This window comes from Streptomyces rimosus (assembly GCF_008704655.1).
GTDB lineage: Bacteria > Actinomycetota > Actinomycetes > Streptomycetales > Streptomycetaceae > Streptomyces > Streptomyces rimosus.
Genome location: NZ_CP023688.1, coordinates 4,832,296 through 4,857,761, shown reverse-complemented (window position 1 = coordinate 4,857,761; position 25,466 = coordinate 4,832,296). Strand labels below are relative to the sequence as shown.

The 25,466-nt window shown below is 67.9% G+C and carries 21 protein-coding genes, 1 tRNA gene and 1 pseudogene; 10 read left to right on the top strand and 13 right to left on the bottom strand.

Features of this window, described 5'->3' with window-relative positions; all coding sequences use genetic code 11:
• Positions 1-329 precede the first annotated feature (329 nt).
• The 5 genes from CP984_RS20605 to CP984_RS20585 all read left to right on the top strand — a co-directional run bounded on the left by CP984_RS20605 (position 330) and on the right by CP984_RS20585 (position 8,057).
• A complete protein-coding gene (locus CP984_RS20605; RefSeq protein WP_003979937.1) occupies positions 330-2,594 on the top strand; it encodes a (Fe-S)-binding protein in 2,265 nt (754 codons plus the stop codon).
• 339 nt (positions 2,595-2,933) lie between these two features.
• On the top strand, positions 2,934-3,788 hold the full coding sequence (locus CP984_RS20600; RefSeq protein ID WP_051738519.1) for a trypsin-like serine peptidase: 855 nt from the start codon (positions 2,934-2,936) through the stop codon (positions 3,786-3,788).
• A gap of 134 nt (positions 3,789-3,922) precedes the next feature.
• Entirely contained in the window at positions 3,923-5,455 is a 1,533-nt protein-coding gene (locus CP984_RS42640) for an FG-GAP repeat domain-containing protein (protein WP_139679697.1), read from the top strand.
• A gap of 147 nt (positions 5,456-5,602) precedes the next feature.
• Positions 5,603-6,604, top strand: coding sequence for an AraC family transcriptional regulator (locus CP984_RS20590; protein WP_078575321.1), 1,002 nt, complete (start codon positions 5,603-5,605; stop codon positions 6,602-6,604).
• A gap of 457 nt (positions 6,605-7,061) precedes the next feature.
• Positions 7,062-8,057 (top strand): Yip1 family protein, encoded by a 996-nt coding sequence (locus CP984_RS20585; RefSeq protein ID WP_003979941.1) that lies wholly within the window; start codon positions 7,062-7,064, stop codon positions 8,055-8,057.
• A 100-nt stretch (positions 8,058-8,157) separates the two neighbouring features.
• On the opposite strand, the gene CP984_RS20580 is transcribed toward CP984_RS20585, so the two are convergent.
• The 4 genes from CP984_RS20580 to CP984_RS41340 all read right to left on the bottom strand — a co-directional run bounded on the left by CP984_RS20580 (position 8,158) and on the right by CP984_RS41340 (position 11,308).
• On the bottom strand, positions 8,158-9,645 hold the full coding sequence (locus tag CP984_RS20580) for a ricin-type beta-trefoil lectin domain protein (RefSeq protein WP_043977648.1): 1,488 nt from the start codon (positions 9,643-9,645) through the stop codon (positions 8,158-8,160).
• Positions 9,646-9,851: 206 nt separating this feature from the next.
• Positions 9,852-10,349 carry a phosphoribosyltransferase gene (locus CP984_RS20575; protein WP_030180867.1) on the bottom strand — a complete coding sequence of 166 codons (498 nt, stop codon included), beginning with the start codon at positions 10,347-10,349 and terminating at the stop codon, positions 9,852-9,854.
• Between the two features lie 16 nt (positions 10,350-10,365).
• Entirely contained in the window at positions 10,366-10,941 is a 576-nt protein-coding gene (gene dcd, locus CP984_RS20570; protein ID WP_003979944.1) for a dCTP deaminase, read from the bottom strand.
• Positions 10,942-11,149: 208 nt separating this feature from the next.
• Positions 11,150-11,308: a hypothetical protein gene (locus tag CP984_RS41340; RefSeq protein ID WP_003979945.1), complete on the bottom strand. Its 159-nt coding sequence runs from the start codon at positions 11,306-11,308 to the stop codon at positions 11,150-11,152.
• A gap of 224 nt (positions 11,309-11,532) precedes the next feature.
• Between CP984_RS41340 and CP984_RS20565 the strand changes: the two genes are divergently transcribed.
• Positions 11,533-11,606, top strand: a tRNA-Gly gene (locus CP984_RS20565).
• 51 nt (positions 11,607-11,657) lie between these two features.
• Here CP984_RS20565 and CP984_RS20560 read toward each other — a convergent pair.
• The 9 genes and pseudogenes from CP984_RS20560 to CP984_RS20520 all read right to left on the bottom strand — a co-directional run bounded on the left by CP984_RS20560 (position 11,658) and on the right by CP984_RS20520 (position 21,387).
• Positions 11,658-12,848 carry a tyrosine-type recombinase/integrase gene (locus tag CP984_RS20560; protein ID WP_003979946.1) on the bottom strand — a complete coding sequence of 397 codons (1,191 nt, stop codon included), beginning with the start codon at positions 12,846-12,848 and terminating at the stop codon, positions 11,658-11,660.
• Entirely contained in the window at positions 12,848-13,075 is a 228-nt protein-coding gene (locus CP984_RS20555) for an excisionase family DNA-binding protein (RefSeq protein WP_003979947.1), read from the bottom strand. Before CP984_RS20555 ends, CP984_RS20560 begins: the two co-directional genes overlap by 1 nt.
• The gene (locus CP984_RS20550) at positions 13,072-14,394 is read right to left on the bottom strand and encodes a replication initiator (RefSeq protein WP_003979948.1); all 1,323 of its coding nucleotides are present in this window, start codon (positions 14,392-14,394) and stop codon (positions 13,072-13,074) included. Before CP984_RS20550 ends, CP984_RS20555 begins: the two co-directional genes overlap by 4 nt.
• A 153-nt stretch (positions 14,395-14,547) precedes the next feature.
• Positions 14,548-14,742, bottom strand: a complete 195-nt coding sequence (locus tag CP984_RS20545; protein WP_003979949.1) for a hypothetical protein — start codon at positions 14,740-14,742, stop codon at positions 14,548-14,550.
• A 15-nt stretch (positions 14,743-14,757) separates the two neighbouring features.
• Complete coding sequence (locus tag CP984_RS20540; RefSeq protein ID WP_003979950.1) at positions 14,758-14,949, bottom strand: mobile element transfer protein; 192 nt, start codon at positions 14,947-14,949, stop codon at positions 14,758-14,760.
• Positions 14,950-14,973: 24 nt separating this feature from the next.
• Positions 14,974-15,675: a DUF2637 domain-containing protein gene (locus CP984_RS20535; protein ID WP_003979952.1), complete on the bottom strand. Its 702-nt coding sequence runs from the start codon at positions 15,673-15,675 to the stop codon at positions 14,974-14,976.
• A gap of 93 nt (positions 15,676-15,768) precedes the next feature.
• Positions 15,769-17,145 carry an FtsK/SpoIIIE domain-containing protein gene (locus CP984_RS20530; RefSeq protein ID WP_003979953.1) on the bottom strand — a complete coding sequence of 459 codons (1,377 nt, stop codon included), beginning with the start codon at positions 17,143-17,145 and terminating at the stop codon, positions 15,769-15,771.
• Position 17,146: 1 nt separating this feature from the next.
• Positions 17,147-17,428, bottom strand: a pseudogene (locus CP984_RS20525) (SCO3933 family regulatory protein); the annotation flags it as partial.
• A 308-nt stretch (positions 17,429-17,736) separates the two neighbouring features.
• Positions 17,737-21,387: an NACHT domain-containing protein gene (locus CP984_RS20520; protein WP_078575323.1), complete on the bottom strand. Its 3,651-nt coding sequence runs from the start codon at positions 21,385-21,387 to the stop codon at positions 17,737-17,739.
• A gap of 796 nt (positions 21,388-22,183) precedes the next feature.
• Here CP984_RS20520 and CP984_RS20515 point away from each other — a divergent pair.
• The 4 genes from CP984_RS20515 to CP984_RS20500 all read left to right on the top strand — a co-directional run bounded on the left by CP984_RS20515 (position 22,184) and on the right by CP984_RS20500 (position 25,460).
• Entirely contained in the window at positions 22,184-22,912 is a 729-nt protein-coding gene (locus CP984_RS20515; protein WP_003979957.1) for a TetR-like C-terminal domain-containing protein, read from the top strand.
• 40 nt (positions 22,913-22,952) lie between these two features.
• Positions 22,953-24,107 carry an MAB_1171c family putative transporter gene (locus CP984_RS20510; protein WP_003979958.1) on the top strand — a complete coding sequence of 385 codons (1,155 nt, stop codon included), beginning with the start codon at positions 22,953-22,955 and terminating at the stop codon, positions 24,105-24,107.
• A gap of 335 nt (positions 24,108-24,442) precedes the next feature.
• Positions 24,443-24,883 carry a helix-turn-helix domain-containing protein gene (locus tag CP984_RS20505; RefSeq protein ID WP_003979959.1) on the top strand — a complete coding sequence of 147 codons (441 nt, stop codon included), beginning with the start codon at positions 24,443-24,445 and terminating at the stop codon, positions 24,881-24,883.
• A 13-nt stretch (positions 24,884-24,896) separates the two neighbouring features.
• Positions 24,897-25,460 (top strand): hypothetical protein, encoded by a 564-nt coding sequence (locus CP984_RS20500; RefSeq protein ID WP_003979960.1) that lies wholly within the window; start codon positions 24,897-24,899, stop codon positions 25,458-25,460.
• The last annotated feature ends 6 nt before the right edge of the window (positions 25,461-25,466 follow it).

The window sequence follows — 25,466 nt, the reverse complement described above, 5'->3', positions numbered from 1 at the left end:
TGGAACAGACTCAAGGGTGCAGGACGCCCGGCGACCTGTCAATTGACCTGAGCCAGCCCCACTCAACTTTTGTGTCGGATGCCTCGTCACGCCTGCTCTGGGGGACGCCCCGGCGCCTATGAAGGGTTGCCTGCGCGACACAGATCACCGGCCGGGCGGCTTCATGGGGCTCGGGATACTGGGTAACCTCAGCGCAGACCCGAAAAGTTACTGCTTAGTAATCGCTGTAGATCTTGTCCCCGCGGACTCCGTGTACCCCTCGCACGTACGCGCAGCCCACAAGAAGTATTCCCCGTAACCCCCGCACTCGCAGGCCCGAGGAGCCACCCATGCAACTCGCCGCGATCATCGTGTCGCTGGTCCTAATCGCGGTCGGCGTCGCACTGTTCGGCCGTGCCATCCTGCAGATCGTCCGGCAGCTGCGGCTCGGCCAGCCCGTACCGGCCGGCACCCGGACCGACGACCCCGCGCAACGCACGGTCACGGTGGTCAAGGAATTCCTCGGCCACACCCGTATGAACAAGTGGGGCATCGTCGGCGCGGCGCACTGGTTCGTGGCGGTGGGCTTCTTCTCGCTGCTGCTGACGATCGTCAACGCCATCGGCCAGCTCTTCAAGGCCGACTGGCTGCTGCCCGTCATCGGCGAGTGGGCGCCGTACAACGTCTTCGTCGAGTTCATCGGCACCATGACGGTGCTCGGCATCCTGGCCCTGATCGTCATCCGCCAGCTGAGCAAGCCGGGCAAGCCGGGCCGCAAGTCCCGCTTCGCCGGCTCCAACTTCGGCCAGGCGTACTTCGTCGAGGCCGTCATCCTGATCGTCGGCGTCTGCATCTTCATGCTGCACGCGCTGGAGGGCGCCCAGCACCACGTGGACGGCTACGAGGCGTCGTTCTTCATCTCGTACCCGGTGGTCTCGTGGCTGGAGGGCATGGACGTCTCGACGCTCCAGAACCTCACCTACTTCTTCGCCGGTCTGAAGATCGCGACGTCCTTCATCTGGATGATCACGGTCGCGCTGAAGACCGACATGGGCGTGGCCTGGCACCGCTTCCTGGCCTTCCCGAACATCTGGTTCAAGCGCGAGGCGGACGGCGACGTGGCGCTCGGCGCGCTCCAGCCGATGACCAGCGCCGGCAAGCCGATCGACTTCGAGGACCCCGGCGAGGACGACCAGTTCGGCGTCTCCCAGATCGAGCACTTCTCCTGGAAGGGCCTGCTCGACTTCTCCACCTGCACCGAGTGCGGCCGCTGCCAGTCGCAGTGCCCCGCCTGGAACACCGGCAAGCCGCTGTCGCCGAAGCTGCTGATCATGGCGCTGCGCGACCACGCGCACGCCAAGGCCCCGTACCTGCTCGCCGGCGGCGGCAAGGACGAGGAGGGCGCCGAGAAGGCGACCGCGGCGCAGCTCAAGGACGTGCCCGCGGCGGCGCTGGCGGAGGCCGAGCGCCCGCTGATCGGCACCCTGGAGGAGAACGGCGTCATCGACCCGGACGTGCTGTGGTCCTGCACCACCTGCGGCGCGTGCGTGGAGCAGTGCCCGGTCGACATCGAGCACGTCGACCACATCGTCGACATGCGGCGCTACCAGGTCATGATCGAGTCCAGCTTCCCCAGCGAGGCCGGCACGATGCTGAAGAACCTGGAGAAGAAGGGCAACCCCTGGGGCCTGGCCAAGAAGCAGCGCCTGGCGTGGACCAAGGAGGTCGACTTCGAGGTCCCGGTCGTCGGCAAGGACATCGAGGACCTCACCGAGGTCGACTACCTGTACTGGGTCGGCTGCGCGGGCGCCCTGGAGGACCGCGCCAAGAAGACCACCAAGGCGTTCGCCGAGCTGCTGCACATCGCGGGCGTGAAGTTCGCGATCATGGGCGGCGACGAGGCGTGCACCGGTGACTCGGCCCGCCGCCTGGGCAACGAGTTCCTCTTCCAGCAGCTCGGCCAGCAGAACGTCGAGATGCTGAACATGGCGTTCGGTGAGGATGCGGACGAGGGCGTGACCGTCCCGAAGTCCAAGAAGAAGATCGTGGCGACCTGCCCGCACTGCTTCAACACCATCGCCAACGAGTACCCGCAGCTCGGCGGCGAGTACGAGGTCATTCACCACACTCAGCTGCTCCAGCACCTGATCGACGAGGGCAAGCTGATCCCCGTCACCCCGGTCGAGGGCCTGATCACGTACCACGACCCCTGCTACCTGGGCCGCCACAACAAGGTCTACACGCCGCCGCGCGAGATCATCGCCAAGGTGCCGGGCCTGCGGAACGAGGAGATGCACCGCCACAAGGAGCGCGGCTTCTGCTGCGGCGCGGGCGGCGCGCGCATGTGGATGGAGGAGCGGATCGGCAAGCGCATCAACAACGAGCGCGTCGACGAGGCCCTGTCCCTGAACCCGGACATCGTCTCCACCGCCTGCCCGTTCTGCCTGGTCATGCTGACCGACTCGGTCAACGGCAAGAAGAACGACGGCAAGGCCAAGGAGTCCATCCAGGTCGTGGACGTGGCCCAGCTGCTGCTGGACTCCGTCAAGACCCCGGTCGACCCGGCGGGCGAGGAGGCCGCGACGGACGCGCCGGAGCCGGAGCCGGTGAAGTAGCCGGCCCCGTCCGTCCCTCCGGCTCTCGTTTCCTACTCGGCCGCTCCCGCTTTGGCGGGGGCGGCCGAGTTGCGTTGGGGGCGGGGGCATTGGGTCGGTACGGGGGCGTCGGTACGTGGACGTAGCGTCGGGCCGCCGCCCTATCGACGTAACGCCGCCGGGCCGACGGCGCACCCGCGTATCGACGTGCCGAGGTCGTCGCGACGTACCGGACGCGTTCCGACGGGACGGGCCCGTTCCGACGCACCGGACCCGTTCCGACGCACCGCTACCGTGGCGACGTCCCGACGTGAGCCCATGGAGCGGCGTACGTGCGCGGCGCCACGTACCGTCCCGTACATGAGAACCGCTCGGGCCCCTCTCGCCACAGCTGCCACCACCATCACCGCCGCCGCTGCCGCGCTGGCCGCGATCGTCGGGCTCACCGGCTGTGGCGGGGCCTCGCAGGCGGCGGATCCCGCGCAGCCGGCCGCACGGCACTTCGAGGGGCTTCCCTTCGTCGGCGTCCTGTTCGCCGACGGGGAGCACCACTGCACCGCGAGCGTCGTCGACAGCCCGAAGGGCAACATGCTGGTCACCGCCGCGCACTGCGTCCACTTCCAGGACGACGAGGGCGAGGACGACGGCAAGGACTCGGCCGACGGGGAGGAGCCCGGGCCGATCACCGGTGACCTGCAGTTCGCGCCACGCTTCTCCGGGGCCGGGGAAGGCACGTTCCCGTACGGGAAGTGGAAGGTCAGCGGCATCCACGTGCCCAAGGCGTGGCGGGACGAGGACGGCGACCGGGGCGACTACGCCTTCCTGACCGTCGAGCCGGACGCCCGGGGCCGCTCCGTACAGGAGGTCGTCGGCGCCGCCACCCCCGACTTCTCGTCCGGCCCGCGCCGCCATGTCACCGTCGTCGGCTACCCCAACGAGGCGTACAACCCGGACAACAACCCCATCACCTGCACCACGGACACCGAGCGCGACGAGGACGAGCCGTACATGATGCAGATGCGGTGCGGCGGCTTCTACGACGGCACCAGCGGCGGCCCCTGGCTCGCCGACCACCACGACGCCGGCCGCCCCGGGCGTCTGATCGGCGTGCTGAGCGGCGGCGACACGGACGCCGAGTCGACGGCCGTGCTCTTCGACGGGCAGGCGCGGGAGCTGTACGAGCGGGTGGCGGGCGGCGCGGCGAAGTCGTCCTGATCGCCACGGTTCCGTACCGCCCGGCACATTCCGCCCCGCCCGCGCCATTGCGCATTCCGGGCCCGCCCTGCACCATCGCCCCCAACCGACAGTATTACGGGGCCTCTTGGGGCGGGACAGGACACGGTGGACGCATGTCCGGACGAGCACGGCACACGCCCGTACACGGCCGAAGACCCGGTCGAGGCTCCGGCCGAAGCCCCGGACGGGCCCCCGGTCAAAGCTTCGGCCGAAGACCCGGCCCGATACGAACCCGCACCGCCCTCGTCCTCACCCTCACCACCGCCCTCCTCGCCCCGGCCCTCCTCACCGCCTGCGGCCCCTTCGGCACCACCGCCTCCGGCCGCTCGGGCGGCCCCGCGGCCCACGCCCGGCACCCCTCCGGTCCGGCACCGCGCCCGGTGCCCCGGGGAAGCGGCAGCGAGGCCCCGTACGACTTCAACGGCGACGGTCACCCCGACCTGGTCGTCGACGACCTGCTCGCCCCCGGCGGCCGGGCCGCGCACGACGACGACCCCGGTATCGGCATCGTCTACGGATCGGCCCGCGGTCTGGTCCCCGGTTCCCGCCGGCTCCTCACGCCGTCCCGTAACGCCGCGCCCACGAAGGGCGTCGTTCCGGCCGCCTTCGAGGCGGGCCCCGCGTGCGACCTCGACGGCGACGGTTTCACGGACCTCGTCGTCACCGCCGACCCGCCGTACGACGGCGTCGGCCGCCCGCCCGTACCCGTCCAGCTCCTCTTCGGCTCGCCCCGGGGTCTGGCCGCAGGCCGCGCCGTCCCGCTGCGCATCCCCGAGCGGGCCCGCGACGGCAACGAGTGGCCCGACCAGCCGACGTGCGGCGACTTCGACGGTGACGGCGCGACGGACCTCGCGGTGACCGCGTCCGGCCCGCGGATCAGCTACCTGCGCGGGCCGTTCAGCCGCCGGGGCGCCCCGAAGGCCGCCGCCGTCCTCGACGTGCCCGGCACGGCCCTGGCACCCCTCGCCGAACCCCTGGACGCCAACCGCGACGGCACCGACGATCTCCTCGTACGCGCCGCCGATCCCGGCCGCGCCACCACCGCCCGGCTGGCCCTCGGAGGCCCCCAGGGCCCGGCCCGCGCGGGTACGGCCTTCCCCTCCGGCCACGCCGTCGCGTTCGGCCGCTTCCGCCGCGGCTCCGGCACGGACGCGGTGGTCGCCACCGGCCCCCGCCTGCTGCCCCGTTACGGCCTGACCGGCGACGCGCCGCCCCTCCCCGTACGCGGCCGGTCCCTGCACGCCGGGGACATCACGGCGGACGGCTACACCGATCTGATCGTCGGCGATCCGTCCGGGCCAAACGATGCAGCGGACCCCGGCGCGCCACCCCGCGCAAACGATTCAGCGACCCCAGCCACTTCCCCCACCTACCTCCCAGGCTCACCCACCGGCCTGACCACAAAGAGCCCCCGTCTCCTCCCCCACCCCCACGCCCCAGGCTCCGGCCCCCCGCACACCACCGTCCTGGCCCTCACCGACTACGACGGCGACCATCACGCCGACCTGGTCCTGCTCACCCGCCGCCGCACCGCCACCGAGGACCTCATAACCGTCCACCCCGGAACCCCCACCGGCCCGTCCCCGACCCCGGCCACCGCCTTCTCGACCACGGCCTTCTCGACCACGGCCTCAAGCGACGGCTGACGCAAGCGCCATGCAGCCGCCCCCGCCACCCCACTGCCCCCTGCACCTATTCTTTCCCGAGTGCGCAGTTGAGGCGGGCAGTGCCGGACGGACGGTTCTGTCTGCCCGGGGGAACCTGCTAGCCCGGGGGAAAGGGTCGTACTGAACATGTCTGCTGAGCCGGGGGCGGAGTCCCCCTCGGCGCCCCCGGTGCTGTCCCTGCGGACGGCCGACCTCGACGAGGCCCGGTGGATGCTCGGCCAAGCCTTCTACGTCACCCACATCGACCGGCTCCGCCCGAGCGACGACGTGGGCGCGCACCTCGACGTGGTGCGGCTGGGCGCGGTCACCGTCGGTGAGGTGGGATTCGGCACCGATCTGCGGCTGCGGTCCGGGGAGCTGGGCTCGTACCACGTCGACGTACCGCTGAGCGGCAGCATCCAGTGGCGGCAGGGTACGGGCGCGACGGAGACCGCGACCCCGGAGCGGGCCGGGGTGTTCCAGCCGGACGGCGCCACCACCATCGACCGGTGGCAGGCCGGCTGCCGGCTGCTGGCGCTGAAGATCCGTACGGCGGACCTGGAGCGGCACCTTGAGCACATGCTCGGCAGGTCCGTCGGCGCGCCGGTGCGCTTCGCCGCCGGTTTCGACGTGTCCCGGGGGCCGGGGCTCAGCTGGGCACGGCTGGTACGGGCCGCCGTACGGGACGTCCAGGACGCGGGCGGCCTGCTGCACCAGCCGCTGGTGTCGGCCCCGCTGCAAGAAGCGCTGCTGGGCGGGCTGTTGCTGGCAGCAGACCACCCGTACCGCGAGGAGCTGAGCCGTCCGCCCGCCCCCTCGTACCGCCCGGCGCCCGTCAAGCGCGCGCTGGACGCCATCCAGAGCTGCCCTGAGCACCCCTTCGACACCGCCGAACTCGCCGCCGTCGCACGGGTCAGCGTGCGCTGGCTCCAGGAGGGCTTCCGCCGGCACGTCGGCATGTCACCGATGGCGTACCTGCGCGACGTACGACTGAACCGCGTACGGGACGAGCTGCGGCGGGCGGGGCCGGGCGAGCTGAGCGTCGGCGAAGTGGCGTACCGGTGGGGCTTCGTGCACCTCGGGCGCTTCGCGCGCAGCTACCGGGAGCGGTTCGGTGAGACGCCTTCCCAGACGCTGCAGGCGCCCTGACGGGGCGGCGGCCCCCTGCACAGGCATCCGGCCCCCGCCCACGAACACGCAGCGTGATCCGGATACCGGCTGCGCAGAATGGATCATGCTGCCGTTCCGGTACCGCTACGGTCTGGGTGCCAGGGCCCGGTCGGCATCGCCGATGCGTACGTCCGTCTGTGAGTGCCGACGGCGGCATTCACCGGTGGGCCGGCCCCTGGGTACCGGCCGGTATCCCCCCGTAACCGCTGCCGGACCCTCCCGCCCGTGAGGCGTCGGACGACGATGATCCGATGCCTCATGGGCCGGTGGAGCCGGGGACGGCCCTGATAGTGCGGCGTTTTCCGCATCCCCTCGAGGAAGCGTGCCCCGCCCCCTAGGGGATGTCACAGGTCGGCAGCAAAGCGGGCCGCTGCCCCCGGGCCCGGCCCCCGGGCTTGCGAGACCAGGTACGTTCGATGACGTGGCTGGATTCAGGATGGGTCGCGGACGGGACGCCCGGTCCGCGCAACAGGGGCAGCAGCAGGGGCAGCAGGCTCCGTACGGTCAGCAGGGACAGCCGTACGGTCAGCAGCCCCCGTCTCCGCACGGGCAGCAGTGGCAGCAACCGCACCGACCGCCGCAGCCCCCGCAGCCGTACGGCGGCCCGCATGCAGGCCCGTACGGCGGCGACCGGCACGGCGAGCCCGAGTACTTCGGTGACGGCGGCTACCAGCCGCAGCAGCAGTCCTACGCGCCGTACGCCAACGACAACGCCCCGGGCCACACCCAGCAGTTCAGCGTCGGCGAGGCTCCGGACGCGTACGGCCCGCAGGCCGGCGGCCCGGCGAACGGCGGGTACGACAACGGCGGATACGGCGGCCAGTACGGCGACGACGGCTACGCCGACGGCGGCACCTACCGCGCGGGCCAGGCCACGGCCCCGCCGGCCGGCCCCCGGCTGCCCTGGAAGCAGTTGCTGACCGGCCTGGTCACCCGCCCGGGACCGACCTTCTGGCAGATGCGCGACCACCCGGTCTGGGGCCCGGCCCTGATCGTCACGCTCGTCTACGGCCTGCTCGCGGTCTTCGGCTTCGACAAGGCCCGCGAGGACGTGCTGAACGCCACGCTCTCCAACAGCATCCCGTGGGTGCTCATCACCGCCGTGATGTTCGTCGTCGGCAGCCTGATCCTCGGCGCGGTCACCCACACCCTCGCCCGCCAGCTCGGCGGCGACGGCGCCTGGCAGCCGACCGTCGGCCTCTCCATGCTGATCATGTCGATCACGGACGCGCCGCGCCTGCTCTTCGCCATGTTCCTGGGCGGCGACAGCACCCTGGTGCAGGTGGTCGGCTGGGCGACCTGGCTGGCCGCGGGCGCGCTCTTCACCTCGATGGTGAGCAAGTCGCACGACCTCCCGTGGCCCAAGGCGCTCGGCGCCTCCGCGATCCAGCTGGTCGCGCTGCTGGCCCTGGTCAAGCTGGGCACGCTCTAGCCGTACGCCGGCTCGTCCGGCCCGTGGAAGGCCCCGCTCCGGCCGGAGCGGGGCCTTTCACGTATCAGCGGGATACGGATGACGGGCTACGGACGACGGGTCACGCGAACCGCTGCGCCGCCGACCCGTCGCACTTCTGCAGCCGTACCGCGTCCTTGGCCGAGCCCAGCGTCAGGCACAGCCCCGGCGCGGCGGCCGGCCGGACCGAACCGCTCGCGGCGTCCTTCACGAACTGCTGGTTGGCCGCGCCCGAGCAGTTCCAGAGCACCAGCCCGGCCCCGGCCTCGTACTTCGCGCCGGGCACGTCCAGGCACCGGTCCTGCGTCAGCCCGGCGTGCACGGAGCGCCGCTCCGCGTCGTACCACCAGTCCTGGTTGCGCTGTCCGTTGCAGTCCCAGCCGATGACCGCCGTACCGTTACTGCTGCTCGCGCCCTTGGCGTCCACACAGTTGCCGGTGCCCGCGTTCTTCACCGGCCGGTACACGTCGTCCCAGGCCAGCGGGTACAGCTTCGGCTGCCCGGTGCTCGCCGGGTCGGTGCAGGACGCCTCGCGCCGGTCGGACGCGTACAGCTGCGTCAGGCAGGAGGCGAAGGCGCCGTGGCCGCGCGCGTTCGGGTGGAAGGACTGCCGTACGGAATTGGAGTCCGGCGGGAACGGGTTGGTGATGTCCACATACAGGCCGCGGGCCCAGGTGTCCTCCATGCACACCTCGTGGCCGTGGAAGAGCCGCGAGTTGTCGAGGTAGGTCGCGCCGGTGTCCGCGGCGACCTTCCGCATGCCCTTCTCGAAGGCCGGTACGGCGGCGTTGCGGCCCCAGGCCGAGTCGGAGGTGTAGCCGGTGCACCCGCCCGGCAGCTTGCCCGGGAAGTTCGGGTTGTCCTCGATGTCCGGCCCGATGGGGCTCGGGTAGCCCATCACGACCAGCTTGTAGTCGCCGTCCGCGTACCCCGCGTCGCGCATCACGGTCCGCAGGTCGCGCACGCTCCGCTCGACCTTGGGCACCAGCGCGTCGACGCGGCCCTGCCACCCCGGCGCGTACTTCGGCTCGCAGGTGCCCTGCAAGGTGAACCAGCGGGTGACGCAGTCCGTCATCACCGGCCCGAACTGCAGGTCGTCGTTGGCGCCCGCCACCAGCAGCACCATCTTCAGCCGGGTGTTGCGGGCCTTGATCGCCAGGTTGTCGCTCTGCACCAGCTCGTCGGCGTACTGCTTGGTCCCGCCGATGTTGATGTTGGCGGTGGCCGCGCCGGAGCACGCGACGTTGTACGTCACCTCCGCCGGTATCCCGGTGCGGTGGATGGCGGCCTCGGGCGAACGGTGGCACCAGTTGTCCGGCCCGTTCGTCCCCGGCTCGTACGTACCGACGCCCTCCCCCGCTATCTCGCTGTCCCCCAGCGAGATCAACGAGGTCTTCCGCTGCCCGACCGGCCGCTCGGCCGCGTCCCCGTACAGCTTGACGGCCTCGGCCGCCCGGATCTTCTCCAGCTCGGGCGGCAGCGGCTTGACGGCCGCCGGACCGGCCTGGGCGGCCACCGCCGTACCGGCGCCCACCCCCGCGACGCCCGCTCCGCCGAACCCCACCGCCATCGCCGCCGCGGCGGCCACCAGCCGCCCTGCTCTCGCACGCACCTTGGGCCTCCCCTCCGGTCTGCTGTTACCGCCGGTTTCTACTCGGAGGTAGTCACCGGTGGAACACCCGGAACGGGATTGGCCCGAATTCACCTTCCGCCCCGTAAACACGAAGGACCCACCGAGAACTCGGTGGGTCCGACGGGGCCGGGAAGGCAGGGCTTTCAGGCGTCCAGGATCTGGCCCTCGCGCCGCACCACCGGCGGCTCGACGCTCCACGGGAAGTTGATCCACTCGTCCGTGCGCTTCCACACGTACTCGCACTTCACCAGCGAGTGCGACTTCTCGTAGATCACCGCGCTGCGGACCTCGGCCACCGTACCCAGGCAGAAGTCGTGCACCAGCTTCAGCGTCTTGCCGGTGTCCGCCACGTCGTCCGCGATCAGCACCTTCTTGTCCGAGAAGTCGATCGCGTTCGGCACCGGCGCCAGCATGACCGGCATCTCCAGGGTCGTACCGACGCCCGTGTAGAACTCCACGTTCACCAGGTGGATGTTCTTGCAGTCCAGCGCGTACGCCAGACCGCCCGCCACGAAGACGCCGCCGCGCGCGATCGACAGCACGATGTCGGGCTCGTACCCGTCGTCGGCGATCGTCTGCGCCAGCTCGCGAATCGCGCCACCGAAGCGCTCGTACGTCAGGTTCTCCCGCACACCACTCACTGGATCTCTCGCACCCTCAGACCTGTGTCCGATGAAAATTCTTGTACGACCGCGAGGGCGTCGGCCCCCGCTGGCCCTGATACCGCGAGCCGTACTTCTCGGAGCCGTACGGATGCTCGGCGGCCGACGACAGCCGGAACATGCACAGCTGCCCGATCTTCATACCGGGCCACAGCTTGATCGGCAGCGTCGCGACATTGCTCAGCTCCAGCGTGACATGCCCACTGAAACCAGGGTCGATGAACCCGGCCGTCGAGTGCGTCAGCAGCCCGAGCCGCCCCAGCGAACTCTTGCCCTCCAGCCGCGACGCGATGTCGTCGGGCAGCGTGATGACCTCGTACGTCGAGGCGAGCACGAACTCACCGGGGTGCAGGATGAACGCCTCGTCCCCCTCCGGCACCACCTCGCGCGTCAGGTCGTGCTGCTCCACCGCGGGGTCGATGTGCGGGTACCGGTGATTCTCGAACACCCGGAAGTACCGGTCGAGGCGCACATCGATACTCGACGGCTGCACCATCGACTCGTCGTAGGGATCGATGCGGACCCGGCCCGCGTCGATCTCGGTCCGGATGTCCTTGTCTGAGAGAAGCACGCATCGAGGATACGCGCCCGGACCGGCCCGCTCCGCACAGCGCCGCCCCGCCGTCCCCCTCTGATATGGCGAGGGCCCGGCCCCGCCTCCGGGACCGGGCCCTCGCCCGGAACTCTCACAGCCGGCCCACCGGCTGCCGTCCGCTTCGCCTCTCCACCGCCCGGCCGGTCCGGCCGGTCCTCAGCGACTCACCGGCGACTACGGCGCCTCAGCGCTTCTCGCCCCCCACCGGCACCGAATGCCGCAGCCGCGCACAGCGCGGACACCGCAGCAGCCGGCCGGGGCCGAGCCGGTCCGTGGTCTGCATGGGAAACGAAGCGGTGCTGAACACGTGCCCTTCGGCACAACGTACGACGGTGCGCTCCATCAAGTCCTTCTCCCAAACGCGTGGACAACAAAAGCCACATTAGGGGATGAACTGGGCGCCACCACACGCGGCACTCCGCGCCCCCACCGTACGCCTCAACTCCCGCACCCCACACCGCAACCCACCCCCCACACACGACCGGACCCCACGGTCAACTGCACCGGGGGCCTGCAATGGGGTAGAGTGTGCGAAGCTGCACCGCCCTCACCACGGGCGCGTGTCAAGCGGGTGTAGTTTAATGGTAGAACATGAGCTTCCCAAGCTCAGAGCGCGGGTTCGATTCCCGTCACCCGCTCCAGAGTTAAGGCCCAGGTCGGAGACCTGGGCCTTGTTTGTTGTCTAGACCGGGCTAGGCGTCGCGCACCAGATCCGCACCAGAAGGACCGTCGGCGGCCTGGTCGGCATGGGGCTTGGCGCCCTTCCGGCGCTCGGCTCGCACCAGATCATCCAGCCCGCCGGCGATCTCTTGCTGACGCTCGACATCCGAGTGCTGATAGGTCAGCACGGCTCGCTCCGAGGACTGCCCGGCCCGCACCATCGTGCCCTTCAACGTCGCCCCGGAGCGCGTCGCCAGAGTGTGTCCGGTGTGACGAAGGTCGTAGAACCGAAATCCCTCCGGCATCCCGACCCGCTCCCGCGCCTTGCGCCATTTCCGGCCGAAGGTGGATCGCCGGAACGGCTTCCCCTTCTCCCCCACAAAGAGCAGTCCTTCCGCTCCCTTGTCCTTCTCCGAGTACCAGTCCAGGTGTCGCCGCAGATCGATATGGAGGAAGGCCGGCAGGACGACGATCCGCTTACCCGCCTCGGACTTGGTGTCGCCGAGAGCCCGCTTGCCCATGGTCAGCTCGGGCGCGGCCATACGGACACGAATGGTCATCGCCTCCAGGTCCACGTCCTTGCGCCGGAGCTCCGCCTGTTCCTCCGGCCGCATGGGCCCGTACGCACCGAGGAACACCATCAGCCGCCACCGGGGCCCGACCGCGTCGGCGAGCGCGTCCACCTGGGCGACGGTGGCGATCTGACGTTCGGCGGACGACTCCTTGCCCGCCCCCTTGATCCGGGAGGGGTTCCGGCGGATCAGCTCGTCGTCGACGGCAGTCTCCATGATCGCCTTGAGCAGCCGGTATGCCTTGGCGATAGTCGTCGGCGCCTCGGTGGTCGCCAGGCGCTCGGTCCGCCAAGTGCGGACACGGGGCGCGGTGATCTCATCCAGGTCCCGGTCCCCGAAGGTCGGCAGGATGTGCAACCGGAGCAGCCGCCGGTACAGCTCATCCGTCGTAGCGGCGAGACCGCGTTCAGCGACCCATTGGAGCGCGTACCTCTCGAAGTTCACCGCACCCGCGTCCGGGTCCTGCCAGTTCTCACGCGTCAGGTCGGCTTCGATCTGAGAGAGCCAGATCTCGGCGTCCCGCTTGGTCTCGAACGGCTGCGGTGACCGGAACTCTTCTCCGTCAGGGCCGCGGTAACTCGCGGTCCAGCGACCGGAGCGGTACTGCCGTACAGCACCGAACCGCCGACGCGTGCCCTTGCTGTTCCCCATCAGGCCGCCACCCTTCCGTACCGGGCCCGACGACGCCGTACGGGCTGAATGGTGTTCGCCTCGATGAAGTCGGCCAGAGCACTTTCCGGGATGCGGACGTGCCGACCGACCTTGATGTACGTCACGCGCCCCTCGGCGATGAGGCGACGCGGGAAACGCTCGGCCGTCCCCAGCCGCTCAGCCACCTCGGGGATGGTGAGAAGTCGCTCAGTCGTCGGCCGATTCATCGGGTGGGTTCTCCTTCCGTTCCGAGGGCGGGTTCGAGTGAGGCGGATAGCCATTCCTCGCCGGGGGCCAGGCCGGTGCCGGCGAAGACCCAGTGGGCGAGGACGTACGTGGTCGGCTCCTCGTCCTCCTGGTCGTGGCCAGCGGGGCGCTGGTCTTCGGGGAGGGCGGCGAGGGCCTGGAGGCGGCGGCATTCGGCGCGGGCGGTGCGGAGGGCACCGAGGGTGGTGGAGTAGTGGCGGGTCTTGGTGGAGAAGTGGCCGCGGAAGCCGAGCATGTGCGCCCAGGCCCGCAGCCTCAGATCCGCCAGGTCTTTGCGGGCACCGAGCGCCCAAGCTGTGCGGATCATGCGCTCGGCGTGGTCACTGATCCGGGCCCAGGACAGCTCGGCGAGGAAGCGCAGCGGGCGGTCCAGGGTGCCGGTGGCGGTCTCGGCGCCCTTGGTGGCGTACTTGGCGATGTAGCCCGCCACGGCCCGCTCGGTCAGCTCGGAAGAGCCGTCGAAGGCGGACGAGCGGATGGGACGGATGTCGAGCTGGCGGCCGAAGACGAAGCTGTGCTCCCGTCCGTCGACGACGGGACCGCTCACCTCGGCCCTGGCGGCAGCGGCTTCGATGGCGTCGGTCAGCAGCTCGACCGTGGCCCAGGCCGGGGGCGCACTGTGGCCGCCGAAGGGACCGTCGATGCGGATCACCGCGTGGAAGTGGACCGCGCCGCGCTTCTGGTACTCGGCGACTTTGGCGAAGGAGACCCGAGCGACGTTGGGGAACTCGCGCTGCGTGAGACCAGCGCGCTTGGCGATCTCGCGGCGCAGGTAGATGGAGAAGCGGCGCCAGAGCATCCCGGCGTGCGCGTTCCACAGCACCGCCGCTGCGTAGTCGTACGTTGCCGGGTCCAGGGGCGTGCCCAGAGCCTCGTCCTCCTGGTCGTGCACGACGCCGCAGCGGCACTTGCGCACGATGCCGCGGCTGGTGGGGCGGTTGTGGACTGGGCCGAAGCCGGGGGCTGTGAACGTGGCGAAGACGCGGGGATGGGAGGTGACGGTCTCCGGGTTGCCCTTGCCGCCGCGCAGGCGGGCGGTGATGAGTTGGTAGGTGTCACGGCGGTAGACCTCGGCGCAGGCCGCGCAGCGGGTGGTGCGGCGGTTGTTGCAGCGGGTCAGCAGCTGCCCGGTCGGAAGGTCGGTGGAGCCCAGACGGTGCAGGACGGCGCCGATCTCGCCGGTCTTCGGGTTGAGGGCGTGTTCGGTGCGGTGGCCTTCCAGGCGGATGGGGCGGGTGCAGCCGCCGAGCGTGCTGAGCTGGCGGGCGAGGGCGGGCAAGCGGCCCGTAGAGGCGAGCGCGCCCAGGGCTGCCAGCGGAGGCGGGGCGTGTCCGGTAGGAATGGGAGTGTCCTTTCGGCTGAAGGTCAGGAGAGGCCGCGCCTGCCGGGGCGGTGGATGCTTGGCGGTATCGAGGCCGCCCCGGCAGGCCGATCAGCGCGAGGTGTCGTTGATGACCCCGACTCCGGTACGCGTCCCGGAGTCGATCGCGGGGGCCAGGAACGTCTGGCTGAGGTAGAAGCCGAAGAGGGCGATCACGACGACGACCCAGATGCGGACGCCGAGGAACTTCACTGCGGCCCAGGCGATGACGCCGAGGACCAGGACGAGCGGCAGCGAGACGGTCACGGTGGAGTACTCCTGTCAGTGGGCGGGGCAGCGGTGCGTACGGGCGGCCAGCTCGGCAGCAGAACGGGAGTCGTACTCGGCGGAGAAGCCGCAGCGCGGGGCCGTGCAGGCGGCGGTGTGCTTCTCTCGGCCGCGGTTGTCATAGGCGGTGCCGACTTGGACGGGGCCGGTGCGGGTGACGCGGCGGAACTTCCGGTTGCCGAACATGGCGGGTCCTCCGTTGTTGTGGGGTCAGATGAGTTGAGTCGCGATCTGCTGGGCGAGGGCCGGCGGGACGCCGAGCCGGGCGCGCAGGGTGTCGGTGTCGATGGGTTCGCCGGTGCGGTCTCGGTGCGTGGCGGCGACCTTGCGGGCGTGGTCGACCAGGGCGGCAGGGACCGGGGACGACGAAGGCGCAGCGACCGGCTGAGGAGCGGGGGCTGGGGCCGGGGCGGCTACTGGCTCTAGCTCCGGGGCCACGGGCTCGGATGGCAGCGGTTCCGACGGAGAGCCGAGGTGGGCTGTCGGAGGCTGGGCCTCAGAGTCAGCGAGGCTGACGATCTCCTGGGCTTCCTCCTCCTCACCGTCCGGCTTCGGGGCGTGGGCAAGGAGCGTCCCGCCGAGGAAGGCCACGGCGGGCCATCCGGCGACGAGGATGCGGAGCCAGGCCGGTACGTCGGTCAGGTCGAGGAGTCCGGCGGTGGCGATGTTGGCGCCGAGCGAGGCGACGAGCGCCGTCAGGGACCAGCACCAGCCGGGTGCCGTGCCGTGGCCCGAGCGCAGGCGACGCCAGGCCGCGACCAGGAGAAGGTCGACCGAGATCGGGTACGCCCAGGCTTTCCAGCCCTGTTGTCCGGCGGCTGCGGCCAGGTCGTGCAGGTGGGAGAAGGACAGCGCTCCGGCGATCACCGCTTGGATCAGTACGGCGTCGAGCCGGGCCACGTAGCGGCGCATCGCGGGACTCCTTTCGTACGGCTCGGGTTTTGGGCATGGCGGGGGTAGGGACCTGGCACGGTTGAGGTCGCGCCGACCGGATGGGGTGTGGGGTCAGTCGGTGACGGGTCGCGGCTTGATCAGCGGCGAGTCAGGAGCAGCCGGCGCCGGGCGGGCAGCCGGGCGGAAGCGGTCGAGGGCGGGCACGTCCGGGACGAGGTGCGCGGAGTCCCGGCAGACGGCTGCCGCGTCGGTGAGCGACAGGTACGGCGTACGGATGCGGGACCAGCCGCCGGAGGTGTCCCCGGCGACGGCAAGGCCGGGGCGTTCGGGGGCGATGGTGCAGGCGGCGTCGACAGCTTCCGGGGCGATGTCGCCGAGGGCCATCTTTGCCGAGGCTTCGTCGTTGACGCGGTGGCAGACGCGGCCGGACAGCTGGGCCCGGAGCATGGTGGCGCCCTTGCCTAGTTCGGCTCCGAAGCGCTGGCCGCAGACCTCCAGGTAGATGCCAGCGGCGCGGCCGAGCTGGGCGAGGCGGATGAGCTGGGTGACCATCTCGTCCCGCCGTTCTTCGTCCTTACGCGTCGCGGTGAGGAAGAGTTCGGCCACCTCGTCGACGAACAGCACGATCGGTACGGAGCGTTCGTGCTCGGGCAGGCCCCAGATGTCGGAGGTGATCTCCTCGTCCGGGGTGCCCGGCGTGATGCCTTGCCGGGCCTTTATCAGGTCATAGCGGTTCTCCATTTCTTTGACCAGCGTGGGCAGCAGCTCGGCGGCCTCGTCCGGGTTCGTGGCCAGGGCCGACAGTCGCGGGGCGAAGGGCGCCAGTTCCACGCCGCGTTTGCAGTCGATGCCGACCAGGGCCACCGGCTGGTGGGCGAGGCCCTTGATCAGGTTCCGCAGGTACATGGACTTGCCGGAGAGCGTTGCTCCGAGGGTGAGTTGGTGCGGGATGGCCAGGTAGTCGCGTACGAAAGCGGTGGCTTCCTCCCGAAGCGCGACCGGTATACGCAGCAGGTCAGCACCGGCGGTCTTCGGCATACGGACCTTGCTCAGGACGTCGAAGCCGACCAGCCGCAGATCGACCACACCGGGCTTGACCGGGGTCACGTACACGCCGTGCACGCCCCAGGCGTGGCGAAGTCGTTCCGCAGAGGCCGCGACGTCTGCCGGTTCCTGGCCGGGAGCGAGGCGAAGACGCAGCCGCATACCTGTCGAGGTGGGGCGGATGAGGCCCCGGCGCGGAGGTACCGGGCGTACTTCCCGCCGTGTGGTGACCCGGACCGCCAGCGCCCGAAGACGAGACGGCGCGACCGTCAGTCCGCACGCCTCCATGGCCGACCCGTACCAGGTCAGCAGGCGTCCGGCGGACATCGGGAGGCCCACCGTGGACCAGTAGATGTCCGGGCGCTGGGAGCGGGCCCAGGCGGCCCCGCCACCGAGTGCGACGAGGGGGCCGCCCAGCTCCAGAAGCGTCGACAGGTCGGACACGTCAGGCCGCCGCATCCGTCGCGGCCGGCATGGCGCCCACGGTGACGGCAGCCGCGCGGTAGGCGATGCCGTGCCGCTGCTGGCCGTTGAAGACCGACGCCCACGGGCGGGCGATCAGTCCGGGGAGCGCGACGGGCGAGCCCAGGGTCAGGCCCTCCGTCACGCCGCTCTCCGGCACGGTGACGTGGATGAGCGAGGACTCGCCCTCGTCGATGTAGACGACGCCGATCTTCATCAGCGCCTCGCCGCTCACGGCGTCCTTGGCCACCTCGCCGGTCTGCCGGTGGCCGGGCCTGCGCTCCTGTCTCCGCCCCGCTCCAGCCCGGCCAGCGCCCGTGCCGCGCGCACAGCATGCAGCCACCTGACGCCAGAGAAAGGGGTACGTCGTAGCTGGGGCGGTCGGCTCCACGGCTTTAGGCAGCCACTTTGGGGCGAGCCTCTACGATCATGGCTCCAACGTCGTGCTTTACCGGGCAGGTCCACAGACTGCCCGACGCGCCGCAAGTTTACGGGGCCATGATCACTCGCCCCAAAGCAGCTCCAGCCCAAAGCCGCTCCACCGACCTCAGTCAACCAACCGGCAATCGCTAATCATGCGTCGAATACTCCACCGGACAGGGCGATCGATTCTTGTTCGCACTCTTCCAGGTCGCCGTTCCTCGAGAAGCATGCCCCATCAAGGTGAGGGTTGAAAGTAATGACAGCCAGCCGCTGCCCGTCTCGGACTTTCCAGACAGCAAACTCCCCAGAGTCGAGAGCTATCATCATCTGGGAACCATCAGCCATTATAGCCGGCGGGGTGCTGACCGCAGAGCTGAGAGGGCGCGCCCACAATTTACGCCACCCCTCCGACTCGATTTCCCACACAGCGAGCTTCGTCGCTCCACCAACTACCAAGTAGCGGTTATCCGGAGAAAGGCTTACGAAATGCGCCGAAGACATTTCTTCAAGTGCATCCCCGGCCGCACGCCTAGAAGAGACGACACATCTTGATTCAGTATCTCGGAGATACACATTTTCGTCATCGGCCATCAGGTCCATGGGAGGGACCCCCTCCACCGCGTGGCTCGTACCCACCGGCAGTCGCATAACCTCCCGGAAACCATCCGTTTCCGAGGTCATTTCATAGATCCAAGTTTCACTTTCGCTTGAGGCCCACATATTGACCCCTTGCGAAGTTGCGACCATCCCACGAACACGTATACCTTTCCCAAGATCCGGGAAGTCATCACGAACGGATGCAAGCTTCTTCGAATTGTGGTCGACTATTTTCCAGTGGAGCTCTCCCTTAGATCCGTCCGTCACCAAAAACGCTCGCTCATCACCCCATCTAATACTGTCGATGCAGATTTCAGTGATCTGTTTGATTACTTCACCGGTGGCCGACGACACAATTACGGATCCACGAACGTCTGAGTAACCCCATGTGTCATCCGTCCAGTTGAAGACGCCACACATTTCAGTCCAGAGGCCAGCGCTGTCCGGAGTAAGGTGCACCACTACGGGTTCCTGTCGAATATCTCCAGAGGGCCAGTGCAGCGCTCTATGATCTTCACGCATCCATGGGCGCTTCCCCCGCTGAGCCGAAAGATGTGCCGTAATTGCGCCATTATCGTGAGCCACGACCTGCTGCGCTGACACCCTACTTTGCAGCAACCCACTGCCCCGCAAACGAGCTTCCCGAAAATTAGCTCTACGCTTATTGAGATAGGCGATATTTGCACGATTCAGGTCCGCTCCGGAAAGATTCGCCCCTTCAAGCGAGATGTCAACATGCGAGTCGCCGGTGTAGCCGAGCCCCTTCAAGTCAGCCCCGCTGAGGTCAGCGCCGGCAAGAGATCCACCGGCCTGTGCGAGCAAGTTTGCGCAGTTTCCACCCAGGCTTCGAGGGTCCGCCAGAGAGGCAGTGCTGCGGATGTGCCGAATCAATATCTCTTGATAGTCACTCGATTCCTTAATCATGGTGGCGAGGAAGTCAAACACAACCGGGTTATATTCAGCGGAGCCAAAATTCTCGGCTAGTCTCTCGGCATCCTCTGCTTCGAATCCCGAGAGGTTAGGCAGTCTGAGATCCTCGCTGCGCGATGCAAAGTAGCGAGACCATGAATAGGACTCGCCGTCGGTCTTTTCAGCGCCAGGAATGAGCCGAAGGAAGTCGCCTTCGAGCAGACCAAGCTCGGCGGCGAACCTGAAGGCAATGAGGAACTCAAGTAGCGATTTGTGTGACGGACCATAGTCGCCCCGCGAGTTTCTAACAAGCATGCTTTGATTTCGCATGTCCTGTTCCCAGTAGTCGAGATCTTTAGAATTCTGGACCGCAGGACCGAAACAGGAACGGAGCCTTTCAGGAAACTCCTTGTAGTTGAGGCTTAGTTGATTGGTGCGAATCATCTCCCATGCCACCTCGCAGAGGAAGAACAGCTTATCCGCACGAGAGGTGAAAGTACGCTCGGAGGAGACGTCCCTGTCCATTTTCCGTTTGATCGCATACAAATAGATGCGCGCCAGGTTAATGACCGCACCCCGCTCGATCTCGGGAAGGGCATCAATCACCAGCTCCGACATCACGGGACGACGCATGAGGTCCCGAACGCCTTCGTTTTCCATCGCGACTTCGAGCTTCTCAGGCGTTAGAAGGTGACCAAGCATGAGCCGAATCTGCTCATCGTCGAAAGGTACGAGCTCCACTATCTCAAAAGTGGGACCCTCCGACGGAACCGCTGTGGCGGCAGAGGTAACGCGAGCACCGAAAAGGTCTCTGGCCTCTTTAGCCTCAGGGAAGTACTCAGTGCGACTGCTCAGTAGGACCTTGGCGCCAGGTTCTACGACCTTCGCCAATTCCCAAAAATTAGAGACCATCGTGTTGCGGTCGGTTCGAGATGCCATCTCGTCAAAGCCATCGAAAATGAGAAGAAACCTTCCCATCTGGTTCAAAATACGAAATACGTCATAATTCCGAATTTCGATTCGATGCTTATGGAAAAAGAACTCGGAAAGCAGGGCGGCGACTGAAGTCTGCTTAGCGTAATCCCTCAATGGAATAACCAATGGAATTCGAGGGCGCGCCACTCCCCGAGTTTTCGCATCCTTCCACCCTGCGGCCAATCTGCCAGCAAGGTGTAAGGCGAACCAAGATTTCCCCATCCCAAACTCCCCAAGGATGGAAAGATGCTTCTTGGCAGGATCGGCGAGCCAGGCATCTACATAATTATCTAGACCGCCATCGCGCCACTCATACGCGCTCGTCTCGAATGCTTTTTCGGTCCTCGGGTCAATTTCCTCCTTTCGGCATGAAAGCGGAACAAAACGCGTATCGATATGACGATCACGAACTTCCTGTTCGAGCCAGTCGATGTATGGCTCGAAGTCTGCCTCAAGGTCAATAAGTTCGTCGAACGAGTAGCAGTAGATATCACCATTAGATTGATTGGCTTTCCTGCGGGCAGCTTGACTGACTCTAAGCTGAGCGATCCCCCACCCTTCCGCAGCCTCTTCCTCATCGATTAGCACCTGCAGCGTTTCCAAATGATAGGGAGCCAACTCCCCATCGACGCACAATGCTACGATCACGTCGAATTTCCCGCGCCTACGCTGAGGGATCTCTACAAGGAGAGCGACGCCGGAGTGCTCTGTCCTCCATTCTTTACGAACTCGATAACCCACCGCAAGGAACCAATCCCGTGCGTCATCCTTGAGACGCTCGGCCGGACTCGAATCCGCTCGCTCCGGGTCCTCAGCCTGCCGATGCTCCTCTTCTTCGTGTCGCGTTTTCAGGACTTGATCGAGCATTTCCGAAACGTTGTTTATCTTATTCTCTAGCCTCGTTTCGTAGGCCATCCTGCTGCGACTAACCAGGCGATGAAAGTCGGAAATAAAAGTCGACACCTCACCCATCAAGTCATACGGAAGATGCCCAAACTCGCCGGTTTCTCGGTTGCGTTCGACGGCAACCGATATTTCACGTTCTAGTCGCGACCAGTCATCATCGGCGAATGATCGATAGAACGATTGCTGAATGTATTCGTCCTTGAATACTCTCAGCAGAGAATCCGGACGCCCGTAAAGCGATTCGACAAGCGTATAGGCGTAGAGACTGTGAAAGTCCCTGGGAGGCTGCTTTGGGTCTAGACGCAATTTCTTCAGCGTGGCAATTACCTGAGGGCGTCGAAGCGCTGCATCCTTGATTGGCGCCGCAGCCGCCTTGCCGAGAAGGCTGAAGGCCGACGTCACGATCTCTGCCATGGGCTACCCCCTGCTCTCGCATGGCCTAGTGGAAGCGTAGCGGTAGCCAGTCACACTGCACCATCACAGCACCATAGGCAGCGCTTCGCTCAAGATCCGCTCAAGAGGAAGAGAGAGTCAGAGCGGCTCAGGCCCAACTTGCGCGACGGCAGAATCGAGGGCAGTACGCGTGCTCAGACGCACACTCTTCACCGAGCCTAGTACGTAGATCAACTCATCTGCGGTGTCTGCGAGCGCTACCCAGAGTTACCCGCCCTTCCGGTGGCTGCTCAGCCGCTACTTCGGCAACAGGTGACCGCTTACGGTATGACGCCCAGTGAGACTGGCGGTGCCGGAAGGCCGCGCCGACCATTCCGCGTCAGTATGCGCCCGGGCTGTCGAGCCGACAGGCGCACCAGAAGCGCACCAGTCGGGGCAGGGAACAGCGGTCACCGGCGGTGTCTGGGCAGGTCGGCACGAGGAGTGCCAGCCGCTCTTTCTGCTGGTCAGCGGCCATATCGCCCGTAAACGATCAGTGATTCCCAAGCTCAGAGCGCGGGTTCGATTCCCATCACCCGCTCCATGGTCAAGCCCCAGGTCAATGATCTGGGGCTTCTCTCTTGTCCGGACCGTGCCAGGCGTTGCGTGGCCCTTGTGTGCCCGATCGGGGTGGGGCGCCCCATGTACCGGGGCGCAGGTCGTAGTTGGCTGCTGCTCCGGTTCCTGTTGTCCGGGGCGTGGCCGGATCTCAGTGTCGGCCGGGGGCCGCGGGGCGGCCGGGCCGATCATCGTTGTGGCCGGCAGGTACGGTTCGGCCATGGATGTTTCCGTAACGAGCGCGGGCGATGCGAACACCGGGCTGCCGGAGGCCGTCAAAGCCACCGCGCGCCGACTGCTGGCGGAACTGGGCGCCGGCGGGCTGTCCCTGGATGCCGTGGCCGCCGACAGTGGTCTTGCCGTCAAGGACGTGGCAGCCGTCTTCCCGCATCGGGACGACCTGCTGACCGCGTTGGTCATTGACGCCTACAACACCTCCGGCGCGGCGATGGAGCAGGCCGATCAGGCCGCCCGGGACGCGCGGGCGTCGGCGGGCGCGCGGCTGCTCGCGGTGACGCGTGCGCTGCGGGCCTGGTCCTTCGCCAACCCGGCCGAATTCACGCTGATCTACGGTTCGCCGGTGCCGGGGTACCACGCGCCACCGGAGACGGTACCGCCCGCCTCGCGCACCCCCGAGGTGCTGGGCGGCATCATCCGGTCGGCCCTGGAGGCCGGTGAGCTCACCCCGCCCCGGCGGCCGCTGCCCGAGCCGTCGGTGCTCCTGCCGACGGCGGTGGAGGTCTTCGGCGGGACGCCCGGGGCGCCGTTCTCGGACATCATCGAACGCGGCATCGTGCTGTGGAGCAATCTGATCGGGCTCCTGGTGTTCCAGGTCTTCAGCCGTACCCACGACAGTGTCCGGGACCAGTCGGCGTTCTTCGACCGCGCCATCGCCGTGGCGGCCGAGGGGATCGGGCTCGTGGTTCCCTTGGGCGAAAACACCGACTAGACCGTTCGCCGGGTGCCCGGCACCGGCGGGGAATCAGGCCGTGAACACCACCAGAACCGTCTGCTTCGTCATCGCGGCGCTCTCGTCGTACGCCGCGCTCGTCTACCGGCTGAGCCAAGTGCGGCGCAGCCGGCACGACCATGCCTACCGCACCCTGGTGATCACTCTGCTGCTGCAGTGCCTCACCTTCACGATGGGCGCCGTCGCCATGGGGAACGAACGTTTCCTGGGCGTCGGCAACCTCGCCATCCTCGTGATGCACGTATCGGCGGTCGCCTTCTGTGTCAGCGCGCAGATCATCCTGTTGCGCTGGGCGACCGCCGCCGAGGAGGCGGCACGCAGGGCCCGCTACTGGGCGATCACCGGTATCGCCCTCAACGCGCTGCTGATCGCCCTCTTCCTGATCGCCGGCGGCCCCGGCCGGCCGGCTTCCGACTTCAACAGCGGCAGCGGCCAGCCGCTGGTCCTCACCTACCTCCTGGTCTTCATCGTGTCCCAGGCGGTTCCGTGCGTCACCATCTTCCGCCAGTGCGGCCCCTACGCCCGGATGACCGAGAAGGCCGAGCTGCGGCACGCCCTGCAGTTGCTCTCCGTCGCCGCGGTGATTCTCTTCTTCTACTGCCTGGCCAGGACGGTCAACATCGTCACCGCCGCGTGCGGGATCGACATCGGCGTCTGGCAGCTCGCCGCCAACGTCTTCAGCGCGGCGGGCATCGCCACCCTCTCGCTCAGCCTGACGATCTCCTCCTGGGGGCCGTCGGCCGGCAAACTGCTGTGGTGGGTGCGCAGTTACCGTTCGTACCGGGCCCTCTACCCGCTCTGGCGGGACCTTTACGAATCGTCCCCGGACATCGTCCTGGAGCCGCCGGGAGCCTCGGTCTCCGACCTCAACTACCGTTTGCACCGCCGCGTCGTCGAGATACGCGACGGCTGGCGGGATCTGCGGCCCTATACCGACCGTACGGCCAACGGGTCCGCCGGTGCGGACCGTGGAGCGAGCGACGAGTCCCGGCAGGCGTGGGCCGAAGCGGCCCAGATCAGGCAGGCCCTGCACGCCAAGCGCACCGGCACCATCCCCGATGACAACAAGGACGCCGGCGACTTCGAGGACCGCGATACGGACAACTTCATGGCCGAGATCGACTGGCTCACGAAGGTCGCATCCGCCTACCGTAAACTCGGCAAAGCGGGGTGACGTCACCCCCGTTGAGAGCTCCCGCCCGGTCTGTCCCCCGTCAGACCGGGCGGGTTTTTTCGCGGCCCCCTTGTGCCCCCGTTGTTCCCCCGTGTTTTCCTGCCGAGCCGGGACGAGATGTCCCGCCCGGCCTCGACCGGCCCTTCCCCCGAGAGCCGGTCCAGGCCGACAGACCGCCAACCAACTCGGCTACCCCCGTGAGCGAAGTTAGCTGGCAGCTATCGGCGAGATCCACGGTGGCGGAGTCCCGGCCGATTGTCAACTGACGGCTAATCTGGGAAGCTGGTGAATAGCCAAGGGCTAATGCCGAGGAGGTGGCGGGAGGGAGATTGACGATGTCCGAGACCGACGACCGGCCCAAACTGGCAGTGCGTCTGGACAACCTCTTCAAGACGGTCCGCCCCAAGGGCAAGCACTGGACCAATGCCGAGGTGGCCGAGGAACTGAAGCAGGCCAACCCCGACCTCCGGGTCGGCGGCGTGTACTTGTCGCAATTGCGGACGGGCAAGCGGTCCAATCCCTCCCCGGACCTCCTGGCCGCGCTGGCGCGCTTCTTCGGCGTCTCGGTCTCCTACTTCTTCGACGACGAGGTCGCCGAGTCGGTCCTCAGCCAGGTCGCCGCCATCGAGGCGCTGCGGCAGGCGGGCGTCCGCTCGGTGGCCATGCGGGCGGCCGGGATGAAGAAGGAGAACCTCCAGGCCATCACCGCCATCATGGATCAGTACCGGCAGATGCAGGGCCTGCCGCCGGTCGACGACTCCCCGGAGGCCGAGTGAGGGACGCGCAGGAGTGAGGGAAGCCAGGAAGGGGCGGGCGGCCGGTCAGGACCGCCGCAGTCAGCTCAAGCGGCTCCGGAAGATCGGCGCGCAGCGGATCGCCGAACTCGATCTCCCGAAGGTGTCCGACGTCGCCGAACTCTGCCGCCACCTCAGCGAGATCCGCGACCGCCCGATCACCCTGGTCCCGATGCAGATGCCCGCGTCCCACCCGTGCGGCATGTGGGTCGCCGCCCGCGACGAGGACCTGATCTTCTACGACGCCAACACGACCAGCGCGCATCAGGAGCACATCGTCTTGCACGAGCTGGGTCACATCATCTGCTGCCATCGCGGGGCGGGCTGGCTGGACGAGGCGAGCGCCCGCCTCCTCTTCCCGGATCTCGACCCCGATCTCGTGCGGGACATGCTCCTGCGCGCGACCTACGACGACGTCCAGGAGCAGGAGGCGGAGATCATCGCCTACCTGCTCGCCCAGCAGATGGGCGGCGCCGAGGGGCGGCACGGCGCGTCCGCGGCCGCCGCGGACACCGGCAAGGACGCCATGCTCAGCCGGATCGAACGCACCCTGATCTGACGTGCG